The organism is Erysipelatoclostridium sp. An173, from assembly GCF_963931465.1.
Classification (GTDB): Bacteria; Bacillota_I; Bacilli_A; order Erysipelotrichales; family Coprobacillaceae; genus Thomasclavelia; species Thomasclavelia merdavium.
The window spans coordinates 172,565-189,946 of record NZ_OZ007017.1 but is presented as its reverse complement, the minus strand read 5'-3'; the positions used below and the strand labels follow the sequence as shown (position 1 = coordinate 189,946).

Annotated in this window: 30 protein-coding genes; all 30 read right to left on the bottom strand. The window is 32.2% G+C overall.

The window, feature by feature from the left end; translation table 11 throughout:
* Positions 1-58 precede the first annotated feature (58 nt).
* Positions 59-964, bottom strand: a complete 906-nt coding sequence (locus ABGT36_RS00945; RefSeq protein ID WP_087374105.1) for an alpha/beta hydrolase — start codon at positions 962-964, stop codon at positions 59-61.
* Entirely contained in the window at positions 957-2,162 is a 1,206-nt protein-coding gene (locus tag ABGT36_RS00940) for a hypothetical protein (RefSeq protein ID WP_087298749.1), read from the bottom strand. The genes ABGT36_RS00945 and ABGT36_RS00940 overlap by 8 nt, the downstream gene beginning before the upstream one ends.
* 107 nt (positions 2,163-2,269) lie before the next feature.
* Positions 2,270-3,151, bottom strand: a complete 882-nt coding sequence (locus ABGT36_RS00935) for a histidinol-phosphatase (RefSeq protein WP_346676412.1) — start codon at positions 3,149-3,151, stop codon at positions 2,270-2,272.
* Complete coding sequence (gene truA, locus ABGT36_RS00930) at positions 3,141-3,878, bottom strand: tRNA pseudouridine(38-40) synthase TruA (protein ID WP_346676411.1); 738 nt, start codon at positions 3,876-3,878, stop codon at positions 3,141-3,143. Before truA ends, ABGT36_RS00935 begins: the two co-directional genes overlap by 11 nt.
* Positions 3,878-4,678, bottom strand: a complete 801-nt coding sequence (locus ABGT36_RS00925; RefSeq protein WP_346676410.1) for an energy-coupling factor transporter transmembrane component T — start codon at positions 4,676-4,678, stop codon at positions 3,878-3,880. Before ABGT36_RS00925 ends, truA begins: the two co-directional genes overlap by 1 nt.
* A complete protein-coding gene (locus tag ABGT36_RS00920; protein ID WP_087298745.1) occupies positions 4,671-5,522 on the bottom strand; it encodes an energy-coupling factor transporter ATPase in 852 nt (283 codons plus the stop codon). The genes ABGT36_RS00925 and ABGT36_RS00920 overlap by 8 nt, the downstream gene beginning before the upstream one ends.
* Positions 5,498-6,328, bottom strand: coding sequence for an energy-coupling factor transporter ATPase (locus tag ABGT36_RS00915; protein WP_087374109.1), 831 nt, complete (start codon positions 6,326-6,328; stop codon positions 5,498-5,500). The genes ABGT36_RS00920 and ABGT36_RS00915 overlap by 25 nt, the downstream gene beginning before the upstream one ends.
* A gap of 92 nt (positions 6,329-6,420) precedes the next feature.
* Entirely contained in the window at positions 6,421-6,783 is a 363-nt protein-coding gene (rplQ, locus tag ABGT36_RS00910; protein ID WP_087298743.1) for a 50S ribosomal protein L17, read from the bottom strand.
* 32 nt (positions 6,784-6,815) lie between these two features.
* Positions 6,816-7,760: a DNA-directed RNA polymerase subunit alpha gene (locus tag ABGT36_RS00905; RefSeq protein WP_087298742.1), complete on the bottom strand. Its 945-nt coding sequence runs from the start codon at positions 7,758-7,760 to the stop codon at positions 6,816-6,818.
* 46 nt (positions 7,761-7,806) lie between these two features.
* Positions 7,807-8,199, bottom strand: a complete 393-nt coding sequence (rpsK, locus tag ABGT36_RS00900) for a 30S ribosomal protein S11 (RefSeq protein WP_087298741.1) — start codon at positions 8,197-8,199, stop codon at positions 7,807-7,809.
* 19 nt (positions 8,200-8,218) lie between these two features.
* Positions 8,219-8,584, bottom strand: a complete 366-nt coding sequence (rpsM, locus tag ABGT36_RS00895; protein ID WP_087298740.1) for a 30S ribosomal protein S13 — start codon at positions 8,582-8,584, stop codon at positions 8,219-8,221.
* A 15-nt stretch (positions 8,585-8,599) separates the two neighbouring features.
* A complete protein-coding gene (gene rpmJ, locus ABGT36_RS00890; RefSeq protein ID WP_004801833.1) occupies positions 8,600-8,713 on the bottom strand; it encodes a 50S ribosomal protein L36 in 114 nt (37 codons plus the stop codon).
* A gap of 31 nt (positions 8,714-8,744) precedes the next feature.
* Complete coding sequence (infA, locus tag ABGT36_RS00885; protein ID WP_003536851.1) at positions 8,745-8,966, bottom strand: translation initiation factor IF-1; 222 nt, start codon at positions 8,964-8,966, stop codon at positions 8,745-8,747.
* A gap of 19 nt (positions 8,967-8,985) precedes the next feature.
* Entirely contained in the window at positions 8,986-9,732 is a 747-nt protein-coding gene (gene map, locus ABGT36_RS00880; RefSeq protein WP_087298739.1) for a type I methionyl aminopeptidase, read from the bottom strand.
* Positions 9,732-10,379 carry an adenylate kinase gene (locus ABGT36_RS00875; protein WP_087374111.1) on the bottom strand — a complete coding sequence of 216 codons (648 nt, stop codon included), beginning with the start codon at positions 10,377-10,379 and terminating at the stop codon, positions 9,732-9,734. The genes map and ABGT36_RS00875 overlap by 1 nt, the downstream gene beginning before the upstream one ends.
* A gap of 25 nt (positions 10,380-10,404) precedes the next feature.
* Positions 10,405-11,706 (bottom strand): preprotein translocase subunit SecY, encoded by a 1,302-nt coding sequence (secY, locus tag ABGT36_RS00870; protein ID WP_300630453.1) that lies wholly within the window; start codon positions 11,704-11,706, stop codon positions 10,405-10,407.
* Between the two features lies 1 nt (position 11,707).
* Entirely contained in the window at positions 11,708-12,148 is a 441-nt protein-coding gene (gene rplO, locus ABGT36_RS00865; protein WP_087298736.1) for a 50S ribosomal protein L15, read from the bottom strand.
* A 14-nt stretch (positions 12,149-12,162) separates the two neighbouring features.
* The gene (rpmD, locus tag ABGT36_RS00860) at positions 12,163-12,345 is read right to left on the bottom strand and encodes a 50S ribosomal protein L30 (RefSeq protein ID WP_087298735.1); all 183 of its coding nucleotides are present in this window, start codon (positions 12,343-12,345) and stop codon (positions 12,163-12,165) included.
* A gap of 13 nt (positions 12,346-12,358) precedes the next feature.
* Positions 12,359-12,922: a 30S ribosomal protein S5 gene (gene rpsE, locus ABGT36_RS00855; protein WP_087298734.1), complete on the bottom strand. Its 564-nt coding sequence runs from the start codon at positions 12,920-12,922 to the stop codon at positions 12,359-12,361.
* Between the two features lie 12 nt (positions 12,923-12,934).
* Positions 12,935-13,291 (bottom strand): 50S ribosomal protein L18, encoded by a 357-nt coding sequence (gene rplR / locus ABGT36_RS00850; RefSeq protein WP_087298733.1) that lies wholly within the window; start codon positions 13,289-13,291, stop codon positions 12,935-12,937.
* Positions 13,292-13,312: 21 nt separating this feature from the next.
* Positions 13,313-13,858, bottom strand: coding sequence for a 50S ribosomal protein L6 (gene rplF, locus ABGT36_RS00845; RefSeq protein ID WP_087298732.1), 546 nt, complete (start codon positions 13,856-13,858; stop codon positions 13,313-13,315).
* Between the two features lie 31 nt (positions 13,859-13,889).
* Positions 13,890-14,285 (bottom strand): 30S ribosomal protein S8, encoded by a 396-nt coding sequence (gene rpsH / locus ABGT36_RS00840; RefSeq protein WP_087298731.1) that lies wholly within the window; start codon positions 14,283-14,285, stop codon positions 13,890-13,892.
* Positions 14,286-14,318: 33 nt separating this feature from the next.
* A complete protein-coding gene (locus ABGT36_RS00835; protein ID WP_087298730.1) occupies positions 14,319-14,504 on the bottom strand; it encodes a type Z 30S ribosomal protein S14 in 186 nt (61 codons plus the stop codon).
* A gap of 20 nt (positions 14,505-14,524) precedes the next feature.
* A complete protein-coding gene (rplE, locus tag ABGT36_RS00830) occupies positions 14,525-15,064 on the bottom strand; it encodes a 50S ribosomal protein L5 (protein ID WP_087298729.1) in 540 nt (179 codons plus the stop codon).
* A gap of 18 nt (positions 15,065-15,082) precedes the next feature.
* The gene (rplX, locus tag ABGT36_RS00825) at positions 15,083-15,421 is read right to left on the bottom strand and encodes a 50S ribosomal protein L24 (protein WP_087298728.1); all 339 of its coding nucleotides are present in this window, start codon (positions 15,419-15,421) and stop codon (positions 15,083-15,085) included.
* A 13-nt stretch (positions 15,422-15,434) separates the two neighbouring features.
* Entirely contained in the window at positions 15,435-15,803 is a 369-nt protein-coding gene (rplN, locus tag ABGT36_RS00820; RefSeq protein WP_087298727.1) for a 50S ribosomal protein L14, read from the bottom strand.
* A gap of 33 nt (positions 15,804-15,836) precedes the next feature.
* On the bottom strand, positions 15,837-16,097 hold the full coding sequence (rpsQ, locus tag ABGT36_RS00815) for a 30S ribosomal protein S17 (protein ID WP_087298726.1): 261 nt from the start codon (positions 16,095-16,097) through the stop codon (positions 15,837-15,839).
* An 11-nt stretch (positions 16,098-16,108) separates the two neighbouring features.
* A complete protein-coding gene (gene rpmC, locus ABGT36_RS00810) occupies positions 16,109-16,303 on the bottom strand; it encodes a 50S ribosomal protein L29 (RefSeq protein ID WP_087374113.1) in 195 nt (64 codons plus the stop codon).
* A 2-nt stretch (positions 16,304-16,305) separates the two neighbouring features.
* A complete protein-coding gene (gene rplP, locus ABGT36_RS00805; RefSeq protein ID WP_087298724.1) occupies positions 16,306-16,716 on the bottom strand; it encodes a 50S ribosomal protein L16 in 411 nt (136 codons plus the stop codon).
* A 2-nt stretch (positions 16,717-16,718) separates the two neighbouring features.
* Positions 16,719-17,372, bottom strand: coding sequence for a 30S ribosomal protein S3 (gene rpsC / locus ABGT36_RS00800; RefSeq protein ID WP_087298723.1), 654 nt, complete (start codon positions 17,370-17,372; stop codon positions 16,719-16,721).
* Positions 17,373-17,382: the final 10 nt, after the last annotated feature.

Here is a 17,382-nt window from a genome sequence, read left to right as displayed (position 1 = left end):
CTCCTTTTTTTATTTATTATACTTATAAATCAAAGATCCATAAGATAATTCCTTTTAATTACTTTACATATTTAGTAATAAAATTAACTAATGTGCTTTTAAATTCATCAGTTTCTTTTAAATCATATAAATAACGTTCTTCTTTTAAAACAAATAATGCTTTACTACCACGATTAGCATTATATAAAGGATATACCATCTTTAATGGTACAAAATCATCATCTTTCATATGAATATATAATGTTGGAATATCATTATGTTTAACTAATTCCACGTAATCTTCTTTAATATCAATCTTAATTTGTTTTCTTATTTTACGTTTAATTAAATTAACCGTTGGAAATTTAGGAACTTTATAGTCTTTAATTAAGCGATATCCTAAAATATCATAAACACTTGTATAAGCTCCATCGCTAATTATTGCTTTAACATTTTTTAATGAATGTTCACTAGCAGCCTTTAAAATCGTATTAGCACCAGTTTCTTTTCCATATAATACAATTTTATGATCTTTCCCAAATGTTTTTAAGATAAATCGATTCCAGCAAACTAAATCACGAACATCTTTAATACCAAAACCACGAATATAACCATCACTTTGTCCATGTCCACAAGCATCGACTAATAATATATTCCAATCTGGATAGCGTTCTTTAAAATATGGAACATACATTGTCATATCTTTAGCTTCCAAAGCAAAAGGATGTAATATCATTAAGGTAACTTCAGCATTTGGTTCTTCTAATAAAATTCCTCTTAATCGTATTCCTTGGCGATTTTTTAAATAAACATTTTTACTTGCATATTTGGTTTCTAAAATACTTGGTTTATCATCTTCTTTATGATGACGATAAGCCATTGCTTTAACCATCTTATTTGCAAAAGCATTTACAGCACTAACACTACTGGCAATTCCAGCAACTAATGCAAATGATGCAACAACTCTTTTTTGATTTTTATACATGTTTACCTCCATACTCCTTATAATTTTCCATTAATAATCTATTTATATTACATACTTGTTCAAAAGAACTTAATCGATATTCATCATGCTCCATTCTTCCAGCATAGAAACGGATTGCAGTTTCCAGATTTTCCCGAATAATTTCTTTATATTCTGGTGGAAAAGTTGATATTGGAAAACATACGAATACGAATGTATTATAATCTTTAGAAAATAAATTAATTAATAAATCATATCCTTCGCTTTGAACAATTGAATTACCTATTGCTAATTGTAAATCATGATTAGCAAAAGTAAGCATATCATTCATTACAAAACGAATTACATCCATGGACGCATTTTGATAACCTTCAATATCATTTTCAAAAATAGCTTTTAGATATGGAATAACAATATTACTTGTTTTCCCTTCTTCATGAATTCGATTATCGATATAATTAAAAATTGCTTTTGTAATTCGATAATGAGAAAGAACCAGATTACCAAAATCGGTCATGATTGCAAAAGCAAATCGTTGTGAATTACACAAACGCCATATTGCATCTAATAACGGCTCTTTAACTGTGTTATAAAAACCATCTAAATGTTTAAATACATCTTTAATAATCAATCTAAAATAATATAAATGATATTGGTATTGGGTGTCTAAATACTTAGCTGTCATCCCATCCCATTCATATTCATAAAGTATTTTATCCAACAATAAACTGACTGAATCCATATATTTTTTATAATTACCATTACTTAATAACCGATCTAAGTATGGCATGAAAAATTCATAAAACTCATCAACAGTTTCCTGGTTAGTACCTCGATGATATTCTAAGTAATCAAGAATATTTCGATAATCTAATGGTTCTAACATGCTATTAGTATTTTTACTATTAATATAATGTTGGAATACATGACAATGTAAAATTGTTTTATATTTATTAAAATATAAAATCTGCTTTAAAGCATCTTTAGTAATATATTCTTGTTCCTGTTCGTGTAAATCTACAGAAAAAGTTGTTTTTACCTCATCACCAGAATAATCGACTGTTACAAAAACATTAATTTCACGAAATTGAATATCACGAATATAATAGTGAAACTTATGCTCAAATTTTTTAGTTTGAACACAACTATGACAACGGTATTTACCCTGATAATTACTTTGATGTTCTTCTAAATACTTATGAATACATTCACGCGCCATGAATTCACCTCCTATTTTATCTTTACTTTCAATATATTTTACCACGTCTTGACTAACTTTAAAACCAATACACAAAAAAAAGTATCCAATTCTCGCTTAGATACTTATTACTTAATCTTCCCTTTTTTAAATACTGGCTGTTCAATAACATTTAAATTATGTCGCCAGGCAAATCTTTCTAATGCTTCAAAATCATCTTGATTAAAATGATCAGGACTATGTCCATCGATACCTATAATCACTTTACAATCCATCTCACTTACAATATCAAAAAAATGTGAATTAGGGTAAGGATATAGTAACTCATCGTTAACACGACGATAACCGCGCCGAATTCCACCAGCATTTATCTCTAATGGAACATCTTTTTCCAAGGCTTTTTGACAAATTTCCCGGGTAATATTTTCACAAAACTCATCAAAATAGATTTTTCCGATCATAAATAAATCGGGATGAGCAATATATGTAAACAAATCAGTATCCAAGGCCTTTAAAACATTATCTTTATATGAAATTATTTCCTTATCACTAATCGCCGGTTTACCATAATATTTAGTTGCTACCGAATATTTATCAAAATGATTTCCTAGTATTAAATAATCAATTTCACCACTATCTAATAGCTCTTGATAATAATCTAAATATTCTTCAAAATACTCAGCTTCAAAACCTTGATAAATAGTAATTTGATCTTTATATTTTTCCTTTAACTCTTTAACTTTTTCAATATGAATATCTTTTTTTGAATATGGTAATCGCATTGCTGGTCCATTTTTTAAAATTGATAGACAAGCTGATCCAAAAGAATGAAAATTACCAATTGTATAAGGAATCCCCTTTAATAAATGTTTTCGGTAATGTGGTAAAGGTACATGTTCACTAAAGCCTAAAACTTCAATCCCTTCATTAAGGGCTGAAATGACCATCTCTTCTTCATCACCAATAGCATGACCACATCGAAAAGTATGTGTATGATAATTAGTCTTCATCGTAAGATACCTCGTACAAATATAGACCTTGTGGTTTAGCTTTAAATAAACATTTTTTTTCACCTTTACTATCTAATAGCTCTTGTAATCGGGCTTGATCGATTCTTTTAGTTCCAACTTGAATTAACCCACCAACAATATGGCGAACCATATAACGTCTAAAACCATTACCGGTTAATATAAATTTAACGATACCATTTTCATTAGTAATATCAATTTTATAAATAGTTCTAATTGTATTACCATACTGGTCATAACTACAAAATGAAGCAAAATCATGTTCACCAATAAAGATTTTTGCCGCTTGCTGCATCAATTCAATATCTAAAGGACGTCCATACTGGTAAATATAATTTGTTTCAAATGGATTATACTCATTAGTACTTAATAAATAATGATATTCTTTTTTTACAGCACTATATCTACTATGAAAATCCTCTGAAACAAATTCAGTATCAGTAATATAGATATCGTTTGGTAAAAAATGATTAATAGCTCTTTTCCATTGCTTTTCTGGTAAATTGCTTGTTGTATCGAAATGAAAAACCTGCTTAACACCATGAACCTTAGCATCAGTTCTACCAGAACCATGAATAATTATTTTCTCTTTACAAATATTTTTCAACGCTTTTTGAATTTCACCTTGAACAGTTCTTAAATTATTTTGAACCTGAAAACCATGAAATTTACTACCATCATAAGTAACAGTCGCTTTAACTCGTACCATTATAAAACAAAACTCATTGCAATTACAAAACCAGAAACAGCAATAGTTAAAACAAAAGCAACTGTATCACTAGTTTGCCATTTTAAAGACTTATAGCGAGTTCGTGGTGCTTCTGGATTATAATTACGACTTTCCATAGCATTAGCTAAATCTTCAGCGCGTTGAAATGCAGAGATAAATAATGGAATAATTAAAGAAACAATTGCTTTAATCTTTTCTTTCATTGTTCCTTCATTAAAATCAACTCCACGACTAGCCTGAGCTTTCATAATTCTTTTAGCTTCATCTAGTAAATCGGGAATGAAACGCAAAGCAATAGATATCATCATTGCAAGTTCATGAGCTGGAAAACCAAAGCGTTTAAATGGTAATAACATACTTTCTATTCCCAATGTTAAATCTAAAGGCTTAGTTGAAGAAGTTAAAATAGTTGTAAGCGTAATAATTAAAATCAATCTTATAAATATATAAGCTGATTGGATTAAAGCTCCTGAGTAAATATTAAATGAACCTATTGTTAAAACTATTTCTCCAGTATTAACTAAAAAGATATTAAACACCATTAAAAACAACATCATAAACAACATCGGCTTAATTGCTTTTAAAATATGTTTAATAGCAATATTTGATAACATTGCTACAAGTAAAACGAATACAGCTAAAATACCATAACCAATAAAACCAGCATCAAAAAAGACAGCAATTAAAAATATTAATAATGCTCCTATTTTTAAACGAGGATCAAGGCAATGGATAAGTGAATTTACTGGGATATATTTTCCAAAAGTCATACTATCCATTAAGCTCACCACCTATTGCCGCAACTAAATCTTCAATATTATTAATTGAAGTATCAATATTAAAACCACCTTGATTCAATTTAATAATAAAATCAGTAATAATTGGTAAATCGATTCCTAATCCATTTAAATATTCACTATCTTTAAATACGTTAGTCACTGTATCATGTTTTTCAACCTTACCATGATTCATAACTACTACTTCATCACAATATTGTAATACGTGATTCATATCATGAGTTACTAAAATTATTGTTTTACCCATATCATTAATCTTTTTAAATAAGCTCATCATTTCATTAGTACCTTGTGGATCCAATCCAGCTGTTGGCTCATCAAGAATTAAAATATCTGGATCCATGGCTAAGATCCCTGCTATAGCTACTCTTCTTTTTTGCCCTCCAGATAAATCAAATGGTGACTTTGATAAATAACTATCATCTAAACCAACCGTGTTTAATACCTGGCTAGCAATTCGTTTAGCTTCATTTTCGTCAACACCAAAATTTAATGGCCCAAACATAATATCTTTTTCAATTGTTTCTTCAAATAACTGATACTCAGGGAATTGAAAAACTAAACCAGCTTTTTTTCTAAGTGGTTTTAATTTGCTAGGTTTTTGAGTAGCAGTAATTAAATATTCTTCTACGTTAATGCTACCATTAGTAGGTAACAATAAAGCATTGATATGTTGTATCAAAGTACTCTTACCGCTTCCAGTTTGACCAATAATAGCAGTAAAACTTTGATCCTTAATATCCAAATTTACACCCTTTAAAGCATGATAAGAAAAAGGGGTATTGGGACTATAAATATGTTCTACTTCTTTGAATGTAACTGACATAATTCGTTAATCAATACCTCCTTTTTTAACGACATACTTGTTTTAATATTTATCTTTTCTAATCCTTTAGCTACTTTTAAAGCAAAAGGAATATCTAATTCTGATTTAATCAAGGAAGTCTCATCTTTAAGTATTTTATCAGGTTCACCTTGAGCAACTATTTTACCATCATTTAATATAATTACTTGATCTGCATTTTTAGCTTCTTCAATATCATGAGTAATTGAGATAATAGTAATGTCTTTTTCTTGATTTAATTCTTTAACTAGACTATTGATTTCACGACGCCCCATAGGATCAAGCATACTTGTGGCTTCGTCAAGAATAATTATACTAGGCGCCATAGCTAGAATTCCGGCAATTGCAACTCGCTGTTTTTGACCACCAGATAATTTTGTTGGTTCATGATCTAAAAAATCAAGCATTTTAACTTTGGCTGCATAATTATTAATTATTTCATCCATTTCTTCTTGAGGAACACAATTATTTTCTAAACCAAACGCAATATCATCTCTAACTGTCGCACCTATAAATTGATTATCTGGATTTTGAAAAACTATTCCGATATTATCACGAACTTTATATAGGTTTTCTAGAGTTAATTCAATACCATTAACAATAATTGTGCCACCTTTTTTTTCTAATAATCCAATCAATAATTTAGCAATTGTACTTTTTCCACTACCATTATGCCCTAATATTGCTACATAGTCACCTTTTTTTATATCAAAAGAAATATGATCTATTGTTTTTAAACCTTCATCGTATTCAAAAAACAAATCTTTTATTTCAATGATTTTTTCCATTCGTCCACCACCTTGATTACATGTTTTTTACATTCTATTATTATTAGTTAACTTAGTCAAGTAAAATAAAAAGACCCGAAGGTCTTTTATTATTAAATTAAAGTAATGATTGCCATTGGGGCATTATCACCTTTACGATTGTAAGTTTTTAAGATACGAGTGTATCCACCATTTACATCGCTATATTTAGGGGCAACTTCATCAAATAATTTTTGTACAGCTGTTTTTCCTGTTTCAGCGTCAACTACATTATGTAATACAGCAGCAGCTTGACGTCTAGCGTGTAAGTCACCACGTTTACCTAAAGTAATTAATTCTTCAACTACTGAACGAACTTCTTTTGCTCTTGTTACTGTAGTTTCTAATTGTCCGTACATAATTACTTCTGTTGCAAGAGAACGTAACATTGATTTTCTAATATCAGAAGTACGTCCTAATTTTCTATTTCTAGCCATGAGATTAGCGCTCCTTCCTTAGTAATTGCGAATTAATCGATAGGTTTAAACCCTAACCCTAATTCAACTAATTTTTCTTTAACTTCTTTTAAAGATTTCTTACCTAAGTTTCTTACTTTGATCATATCATCTTCAGACTTAGCGGCAAGATCTTGAACAGTTTGAATACCTGCTCTTTTTAAACAATTATATGAACGAACTGATAAATCAAGTTCTTCGATTGTCATATCTAAAACTTTATTTGTTGTATCGCTTTGAGCTTCAGACATAACTTCCATGTTAACAGCCATATCAGTCAATTCAACAAACATATTTAAATGTTCCACCAAAATCTTTGCAGCTAGTGAGATAGCTTCATAAGGCTTTAAAGCCCCATTGGTTTCAATTTCTAAAGTTAATTGATCATATTTTGCACTTTCACCAACACGAGTTGGTTCAACTGCATAAGATACTCTTTCAATTGGCGAATAAATAGAATCAGTTGGAATAATACCAATTGTATTAATTTCTTGTTTATTTTGATCAGCACTTACATAACCACGGTCTTTTTTAGCATATAATTCCATATATAAGTGTGCCCCTTGAGCAACATGAGCGATTACCATATCATTAGAAATCATTGTTACTTCAGAAGGACATTGGATGTCAGCACCTGTTACAGTAGCAGGTCCTTCAACATCAATGATCATTGTTGCTGATTCATCACTATCCACATCAAATACAAGCTTTTTTAGACGTAAGATAATTGAGGTAACGTCTTCTACAACACCATCAACTGCCGAAAATTCATGAATTGCACCTTGTACTTTAATTGCATAAATTGCCGAACCAGGTAATGATGATAAAAGAACACGTCTTAAAGAGTTACCTAAAGTTGTCCCGAACCCTCTTTCTAAAGGTTCGATGACAAACTTACCATAATTATCTGTTTCATCATAATTAGCTATATTAAAATTTGCTTTTTCAAACTTTTGCATTTATTTTCCTCCTCACTAGGAATTACTATATTAGATCATGCAATAATTATCCGCGTGGACGTTTTGGTGGACGGCACCCGTTATGTGGAATTGGGGTAACGTCAGTAATAGAAGTTACTTCTAATCCCGCAGCTTGTAAAGCTCTAACTGCAGCTTCACGTCCTGGTCCTGGACCTTTAACGTTAACATCTACAGATTTCATACCATGATCCATTGATGCTTTAGCAGCAGCTTCTGAAGCCATTTGTGCTGCAAATGGAGTAGATTTACGAGAACCTTTGAAACCTAAAGCTCCAGCACTAGACCATGTAATTACATTACCATGTTCATCAGTAATAGTCACGATAGTGTTATTGAAAGTTGAATGAACATGTGCTACACCTTTTGCAATATTCTTTTTTACACGTCTTTTACCACGTGTTTGTCTAACTTTTGCCATCTTAATTCAACCTCCTATTTTATTTTTTCTTTCCTGCGATTGGTTTTGCTTTTCCCTTACGAGTACGAGCATTTGTTTTAGTTTTTTGACCACGAACAGGAAGTCCTCTACGATGACGGATTCCTCTGTAGCTTCCGATTTCCATTAAACGTTTAATGTTTAAAGCTACTTCACGACGAAGATCACCTTCAACTTTGATTGATTCGATTTCTTTTCTGATTTTACCGATTTCATCTTCTGTTAAATCTTTAACTCTGACATCTTCACTAATTCCAACATTTTTTAAGATTTTTTGAGCTGTTGGTTTACCGATACCATAGATATAAGTCAATGAGATAACCACTCGTTTATCACGAGGGATATCAACACCAGCAATACGAGCCATATAATTTCCTCCTAATTAACCTTGTCTTTGTTTATGTTTAGGGTTTTCGCAAATAACCATTACGCGCCCTTTTCTTTTAATTACTCTGCATTTATCACAGATTGGTTTTACAGATGCTCTAACTTTCATCTTGTTTACCTCCTTTGGGAAGATTTAAGTTTTATTTATGTCTAAATGTAATTCGCCCACGTGTTAAATCATATGGAGAAATTTCAACCGTAACCCTGTCCCCCGGTAAAATGCGAATGTAATGCATACGGATTTTACCAGAAACGTGAGCAAGGATTTCTACTCCATTTTCTAACGCTACTTTAAACATCGCGTTTGGTAATGTTTCAAGTACCGTTGCTTCTACTTCAAGAACATCATCTTTCTTTGCCATTGATTTCAACTCCCTTTAATTAAAGTTTTGTCAAGATTTCATAACCATCGTCAGTTATGACAATAGTATGTTCATAATGAGCCGCTAATGAGCGGTCTTTTGTTACAACTGTCCATTCATCTTGCATTACCTCTGTTTCACATCCACCAAGATGTGCCATTGGTTCAATTGCAAGTGCCATACCAGCTTTAAGTCTAGGTCCACGTCCTGGCTTACCATAATTTGGTACACTTGGATCTTCGTGAACTGCTGTTCCAATTCCATGTCCTGTATAATCACGTGGTGTTGAACAGCCATGATCTTCTAAATATACTTGTATAGCGTGAGAAATGTCTGATAAACGATTACCTGGTTTAACTTGTTTTAGTCCTTCATATAATGAAGCTTCACATACTTCCATTAAATGTTTAGCTTCATCACTAATTTGACCTACTGCGTAGGTCCACGCACTATCACCATGATATCCTTTAAAGCAAGCCCCTACATCAACTGAAATAATATCGCCATCTTTTAAAACACGATCACTTGGAATTCCATGTACAACTACTTCATTAATTGAAGTGCAAACACTATTAGGAAATCCATAAAGATGCAGAAATGAAGGAGTTGCATTATTTTCACGAATTACTTTTTCACAGATTTCATCAATCTCTTTAGTAGTAATACCAGGTACAATCACTTCTTTTAATTTTTGATGTACTAACGCAACAATTCTTCCTGCTTCTTTCATCAGTTCAATTTCTCGATGATCTTTAGTAACAATCATTATTTGGCCTCCAGGCTAGCTTTGATATCCTTAAAGACGTCTTCCATAGATTGATCACCGTTAATATTAGTGATTTGTCCTTTCATTGTATAATAATCAATTAATGGACTAGTTTGTTTTTCATAAGTATCAAGTCTGACTTTAACAGCTTCTTCGCTTTCATCAGGACGTTGATATAATTCACCACCACAATTATCACAAATACCTTCTTGTTTAGGTGGGTTATATTCAATATGATAACTTGCACCACATTCTTTACAAGTTCTTCTTCCAGAAAGTCTTGGAATTAAACGATCAAGTTCAATTTCTAAATTAATTACAGCATCGATTGTAAATTCAAATTCTTTAGCAATACTTTCTAATTCACGAGCTTGAATAATAGTACGTGGGAATCCATCAAGGATGAATCCATTTGGAAATTCATTTTCTTGTAAATATTCCCTAACCATTTGAATAGTATAATCATCAGGAACTAGATGCCCAAATTGCATAAAATATTTAGCAATCACACCATATTTCGTTTGTTCTTTAAGTGCTTTTCTAAATATATCTCCAGTTGAAATATGTGTTAATCCATATTCTTTAACTAAATTTGCCGCTTGAGTCCCTTTTCCTGCACCAGGAGGTCCCATTAAAATAATGTTCATAATCTACGCCTTCTTTCTTATTATACTATCTACGAATATAACCATGATATTCTTTTCTTGTAATGTATGTTTTAATTTGTTTAACCGTCTCTAACGCAACACCAGTTACGATAATTAACCCGGTACCTCCAAGTGAAAGTGAGGCATTTTCAGTTTGCGTCCAGAGAACTGGCGTAATAATTGGAATCGCTGCAATGATACATAATGATAAAGATCCAACAACAGTAATTCTATTTAATACTGTTTTAATATATATCATTGTATCAGTCCCAGTTCTAACTCCAGGAATTGAGCCCCCATTTTTCTTCAAATCTTTACTAATTTGTTCAGCATCAATTTGTAAGTTAGAATAGAAAAATGTAAATCCGATAATCATCAAGATATATAAGATAAATCCTACCGGTTCTTGATAATTAAATATTGTATTTATCCAATTTGTCACATCACTTGTTTCCATAAAACTTACTATAGTTCTAGGCGCTGCCAACACTGATGCGGCAAAGATTACAGGAATAACTCCTGAACTATTAATCTTAATTGGCATATGTGTTTGATCTTTAGTACGCATTGTTGTATTAGAACTTGTTGCATAAATAATTGGAATTTTTCTAACTGCACCTTCATTAAATACAACGAAGATAACGATAGATAAATATACAACAACAAATAATACATACCAGGCAATACCTAATGCAATATCACCAGCGTTACCAGTTAAATCAACTAAATTATTAAATGTTGTTATAAAACTATTTGGTAAACTAGAGACAATACCTGTAAAAATTAATAATGATACACCATTACCAATTCCACGATTAGTAATTTGATCACCTAACCATACAGCTAACATACTTCCAGCCATCATTATTAAAACGACATAGATATAAGTCCAGATACTTGAATCTGTTAAAATACCATAGCCATTATCAAATGCGTAAGTTAATACACCACCTTGTAATGCTGCTAAAAATAATGTTACAAATCTAGTCACGCGGTCTTTTTTCTTTTTACCTGTATTACCTTCTTTACGCCAGCGAGTTAGAGCAGGAATAACATCCATAGACAATAACTCGATGATGATTGAAGCAGTAATATAAGGTGAAACTCCTAGTGAAAACAAAGAGAAAGTTTCTAATGTTCCCCCACCAAGAAGATTCATTATTCCGAAAATTCCATTTGTAGCATCACTTGAACTTAAAGCTCCTGTAGTAACACTAGGAATAGTAATAGCTGCACCTAAACGGTATACAAATAGAATACCTAAAGTGAAAATTATTTTTTGTCTTAATTCACCTTTTTTGAAAACATTTTTTAAAAATGTAATCATTTTAGATCACCTCAGTTTTTCCACCTGCAGCTTCAATTGCGGCAACAGCTGATTTAGAAAATTTATGAGCTTTAACAGTAATTGCTTTTTCTAATTTTCCGTTACCTAAAATTTTAACACCATCTAATTCTTTTTTAATTAATCCAGCTTCTTTTAAATCTGTAGGGCTAACTGTTGACCCATCTTCGAATTTATTTAATTGTTCTAAGTTAACAATTGCATATTCTAACCGGTTAAAGTTAGTAAATCCACGTTTTGGCAAACGCATGAATAATGGAGTTTGTCCACCTTCAAATCCTGGTTTCTTTCCACCACCAGATCTTGCACCTTGACCTTTTTGACCACGGCTAGAAGTTTTACCAGTACCAGAACTAGTTCCACGTCCAACACGTTTTCTTGCTTTACGTGCACCTTCAGTGTATTTTAATTCATGTAATTTCATTAGTTTACACCTCCCTATTTTTCTTCTACTGTAACTAGGTGTTCAACAACCTTAATCATTCCTTGAATAGATTCGTTGTATTCTTTTTCAACTGTTTTATTAATTTTTGTTAAACCTAACGCTTTAAGAGTAGCCCGTTGTTTTGGTAAACGACCAATAGGACTTTTTTTAAGCGTAATCATAACTGTTTTTGCCATTATTTACGCCCTCCTATCCGAAAATTTCTTCTACTTTTTTATCTCTTAATTCAGCAACTTGGTTAACAGTTTTTAATGAAGCTAAACCTTCCATTGTAGCTCTAACCATGTTAATTGGAGTTCTTGAACCAATACATTTTGATAAAATGTCTGTATATCCAGCTAACTCAACAACCGCACGAACAGGACCACCTGCGATGATTCCAGTACCTTGGCTAGCAGGTTTAATAAATACTTTACCTGATCCATAAATACCAGTTACTTCATGAGGAATAGTTCCATGAACGAAAGGTACATTGATAATATTTCTTTTTGCATTTTCAGACGCTTTTCTAATTGCATCAGGTACTTCGTTAGCTTTACCAGTACCGAATCCAACACGTCCTTTTCTATCACCAACAACAACTAATGCAGCAAAACGGAATTTACGTCCCCCTTTTACTACTTTAGTAACACGGTTAATTGTAACAACACGTTCTTCAAATTCTTTTTCTTCTCTTCTAGGTCCATTATTGCGTTGACCTCTTCTTGGTCCGTTATTTCTTGGTCCATTATTTCTTGGTTTACGTTGTTCCATGTTGACCTCCTTCTAGAATTCTAATCCCGCTTCTCTAGCTGCATCTGCTAGAGCTTTTACACGACCATGGTAAACATATCCACCACGATCAAATACTACTTTTTTAATATTTTTAGCTAAAGCTGCTTCGCCAATAGCTTTTCCTACTGCAGTTGCAGCAGCGATGTTAGAACCGTTTTCTAATTTCATATTAACACTAGATGCACTAGCTAAAGTTACACCATTAACATCATCAATAATTTGCGCATGAATATGAGCATTTGAACGGAACACATTTAAACGTGGACATTCAGGAGTTCCACTGATTTTAGCACGAACTCTAGCATGTCTTTTTAAACGAACATCATTACGTGATTGTAATTTTGACATCTTAATTTGCTCCTTTCACAACTACTTCTTACCAGCAGTTTTTCCTTCTTTTCTGATGATTCTTTCATCACTATATCTAATACCTTTACCTTTATATGGTTCAGGTTTTTTAACTTCTCTAATTTGAGCAGCAACATGACCTACACGTTCTTTAGAGATTCCAGATACGATGATTTTAGTATTAGATGGAGTTTCAATTTTAACTCCTTCTTCACCTTTAACTTCAACTGGATGAGAGAATCCTACATTTAATACTAATGTATCTCCCTTCATTTGTCCACGGTATCCGATCCCAACGATTTCAAGTTCTTTTTTGAAACCATTATGAACTCCTTCAATCATGTTTGCAAGTAATGCTCTTGTTGTACCATGTAATTGTTTGTGAGTTTTTTGTTCACTACTTCTACTAACAGTAATTACATTATCTTCATTTTTAATTGTAATTACTGGTGAAAATTGTCTTACTAAAGTCCCTTTTGCTCCTGTAACAGTCACTGTGTTATCCGCAGCGATATCAACTGTAACTCCTTCAGGTACATTAATAATTTTATTACCGACACGAGACATCAGTTTGCACCTCCTGAATTGTTATTTTTAATTACCAAATATATGCTAGAACCTCTCCACCAACTTTTTTAGCACGAGCTTCTTTGTCAGTCATTAACCCTTGAGAAGTTGATAAGATTACGATTCCTAATCCATTTAATACTTTAGGAATTTCGTCTACTTTAGCATATACGCGTAACCCTGGTTTAGAAATTCTTTTTAAATCAGTGATTACTCTATCATTTCCTCTATATTTTAAAGAAATATTAATATTTTGAATTGGGGCTTCTCCCTCAACTGTATATCCATTAATGAATCCTTCGTTTTTCAAAATTTCAGCAATTCCAACTTTTAATTTTGATGCAGGCACCATTACGTTATCGTGATGTTGTCTGTTTGCATTACGGATTCTTGTTAACATATCTGCAATTGGATCTGTCATGACCATTTGCTAATCCTCCTTCCATCTGGATAAAATTTATTACCAGCTTGATTTTTTTACACCTGGAATTTCACCTTTGTATGCTAATTCGCGGAAGCAAATTCTACAAAGTCTAAATTTTCTAATAACTGAATGTGGTCTTCCACAACGTTCACAACGTGTGTATTCACGCACTTTGTATTTTTGAGGACGTTGTTGTTTCACCTTCATTGATGTTTTAGCCATATTTTTGCGGGTCCTCCTTCTTATTTCTTGAATGGCATTCCTAATTGAGCTAATAATTCATGACCTTCTTCGTCAGTTTTAGCTGTAGTTACGAATACGATATCCATTCCTCTTAACTTATTTACTTTATCAAAATTGATTTCAGGGAAAATTAATTGTTCTTTAACACCTAATGTATAATTTCCTCTTCCATCAAATGAGTTATTGGAAACACCTCTAAAATCTCTTACTCGTGGTAATGAGATATTGATTAATTTATCTAAAAATTCATACATTCTTTCACCACGTAAAGTTACTTTACACCCGATTGGCATACCTTCACGTAATTTGAATCCAGCGATAGATTTTTTTGCTCTTGTAATAATTGGTTTTTGCCCAGAAATTAATGTTAATTCATTAACTGCTTCATCTAATAATTTTGAATTAGATACAGCATCACCAACCCCGATGTTGATTACGATTTTTTCAATTTTTGGAGCTTGCATTCTTGAAGAATAATTGAATTTTTCCATCATTGATTTTACTACATCGTTTTGATAACGTTCCATTAAACGGTTCATTCTATATCCTCCTTCCAACTATTTTTTCTTTTTCTTTTTATCTACTTCAGCTCCAGTTTTTCTGTTAACTCGAACTTTTACTTTTTTACCATCTTCTTCGATGAATTTATATCCAAGTTTAACTGGCGCTTTTGTTTTAGAATCATAGAATGCAACATTAGAAACATGAATAGGTGCTTCTCTTGTTACAATTCCACCTTCAGGATCTGCTTGTGAAGGTTTGATATGTTTAGTTACCATATTAACACCTTCAACGATTACTTTGTCTTGTTTTGCAAGAACTTGTAACACTTCACCTTGTTTTCCTTTATCTTTACCTGCAATAACTTCTACAGTATCACCTACACGGATTTTCATGTTTAAGTTCCTCCTATAATACTTCTGGAGCTAATGATACGATTTTCATGAAATCTGCATCTCTTAACTCTCTTGCAACTGGTCCGAAGATACGAGTTCCTCTTGGAGATTTATCGTCTCTTATAATTACACAAGCGTTATCATCGAATTTGATATAAGAACCGTTTTCTCTACCAACTCCATATCTAGTTCTTACGATAACTGCTTTTACTACTTCACCTTTTTTTACTGTTCCACCTGGAGTGGCTTGTTTAACTGTAGCAACAACAATATCACCGATGTTACTAAATTTACGATTAGATCCACCTAAATTACGGATTACTAATACTTCTTTAGCACCAGTATTGTCAGCGACTTTAAGTCTACTTTCGTTTTGGATCATTTATGGTTACCTCCTTTTAGAGTTTTATTTTAATTAAACTGTTTCTGCTTTTTTAACAATTTCCACTAAACGGAAACGTTTTGTTGCAGATAATGGTCTAGTTGACATGATTTTTACAGTGTCACCTACGCTAGCAATATTGTTTTCATCATGTGCATGGAATTTTGTAGATGATTTCATACGTTTTCCATATAATTTATGTTTAACATGAGTTTCTACTAGCACTGTAATAGTTTTATCCATTTTAGTAGATACAACTGTACCTGTATACGTTTTACGATTATTTCTTTCCATTGTATCTCCTCCTATTGGTTCAATTCTCTTTCTCTAATAATTGTTTTAATTCTAGCGATAGATTTACGAACCGTTCTAATACGTGCTGTGTTTTCTAACTGTCCAGTAGCTTGTTGGAAACGAAGTCCAAAAAGCTCTTTTTTGTATTCTTCTACTTTATCTAATAAAGCAGCGTTATCTAATTCTCTCATTTCTTGAACTGTCATAACTATTCACCCTTTCCAATGATTTTACATTTAATAGGTAATTTATGAGATGCCAGTCTTAAAGCTTCTCTTGCAAGTTCTTCATCAACACCTGCAACTTCGAAAAGAACACGTCCAGTTTTAACAACTGCTACCCATTCTTCTGGAGAACCTTTCCCAGATCCCATACGTACTTCTAATGGTTTTTTAGTTTTAGCTAAATGAGGGAAAATTCTAATCCACAATTGTCCACCACGGTTCATACGACGATTGATAGCAACACGGGCTGCTTCAATTTGACGAGATGTAATCCAAGCACCTTCAGCTGCTTGTAAACCAAATTCACCAAATGATACTTTAGTTCCACCTTTAGCTTTACCTTCATATTTAATTCGATGAGGTCTTCTATATTTTGTTCTTTTAGGCATTAACATGATTATTTAACCTCCTTCTTCTTTTCAGGAAGGATTTCACCCTTACAAATCCAAACTTTAACTCCTAACTTACCGTAAGTAGTGTCTGCTTCAGCAGTAGCATAATCGATATCGGCTCTTAAAGTATGAAGAGGGACATTTCCTTCAGAATAACCTTCAGCACGAGCCATATCAGCTCCTCCTAAACGTCCTGAAACACTAGTTTTAATTCCTTTAGCTCCAGCTCTCATTGCTCTTTGAATAGCACGTTTTTGAACTGTTCTAAAAGAAGCACGATTTTCTAATTGTTCAGCAATGTTGTTTGCAACTAATTGAGCAACAACATCTGGGTTTTTGATTTCAACGATATTGATAAACACTTGTTTATCTTTTACCATTTTGCTTACTTCTTTTCTTAATTTATCAACAGATTCACCATCTTTACCAATTACAACACCAGGTCTTGATGTATGTACGAAGATAGTAACTCTTTTTTTAGATCTTTCAATTTCTACTCTAGCTACAGATGCAGTCTTAAGTTTCTTTAAAATGTAATCACGAATTTTGATATCTTCATGTAACAAATTAGCAAAATCTTGCTTGTTAGCATACCATCTTGAATCCCAATCACGATTGATTCCAACACGTAAACCAACTGGACTTACTTTTTGACCCATTATGTAACCT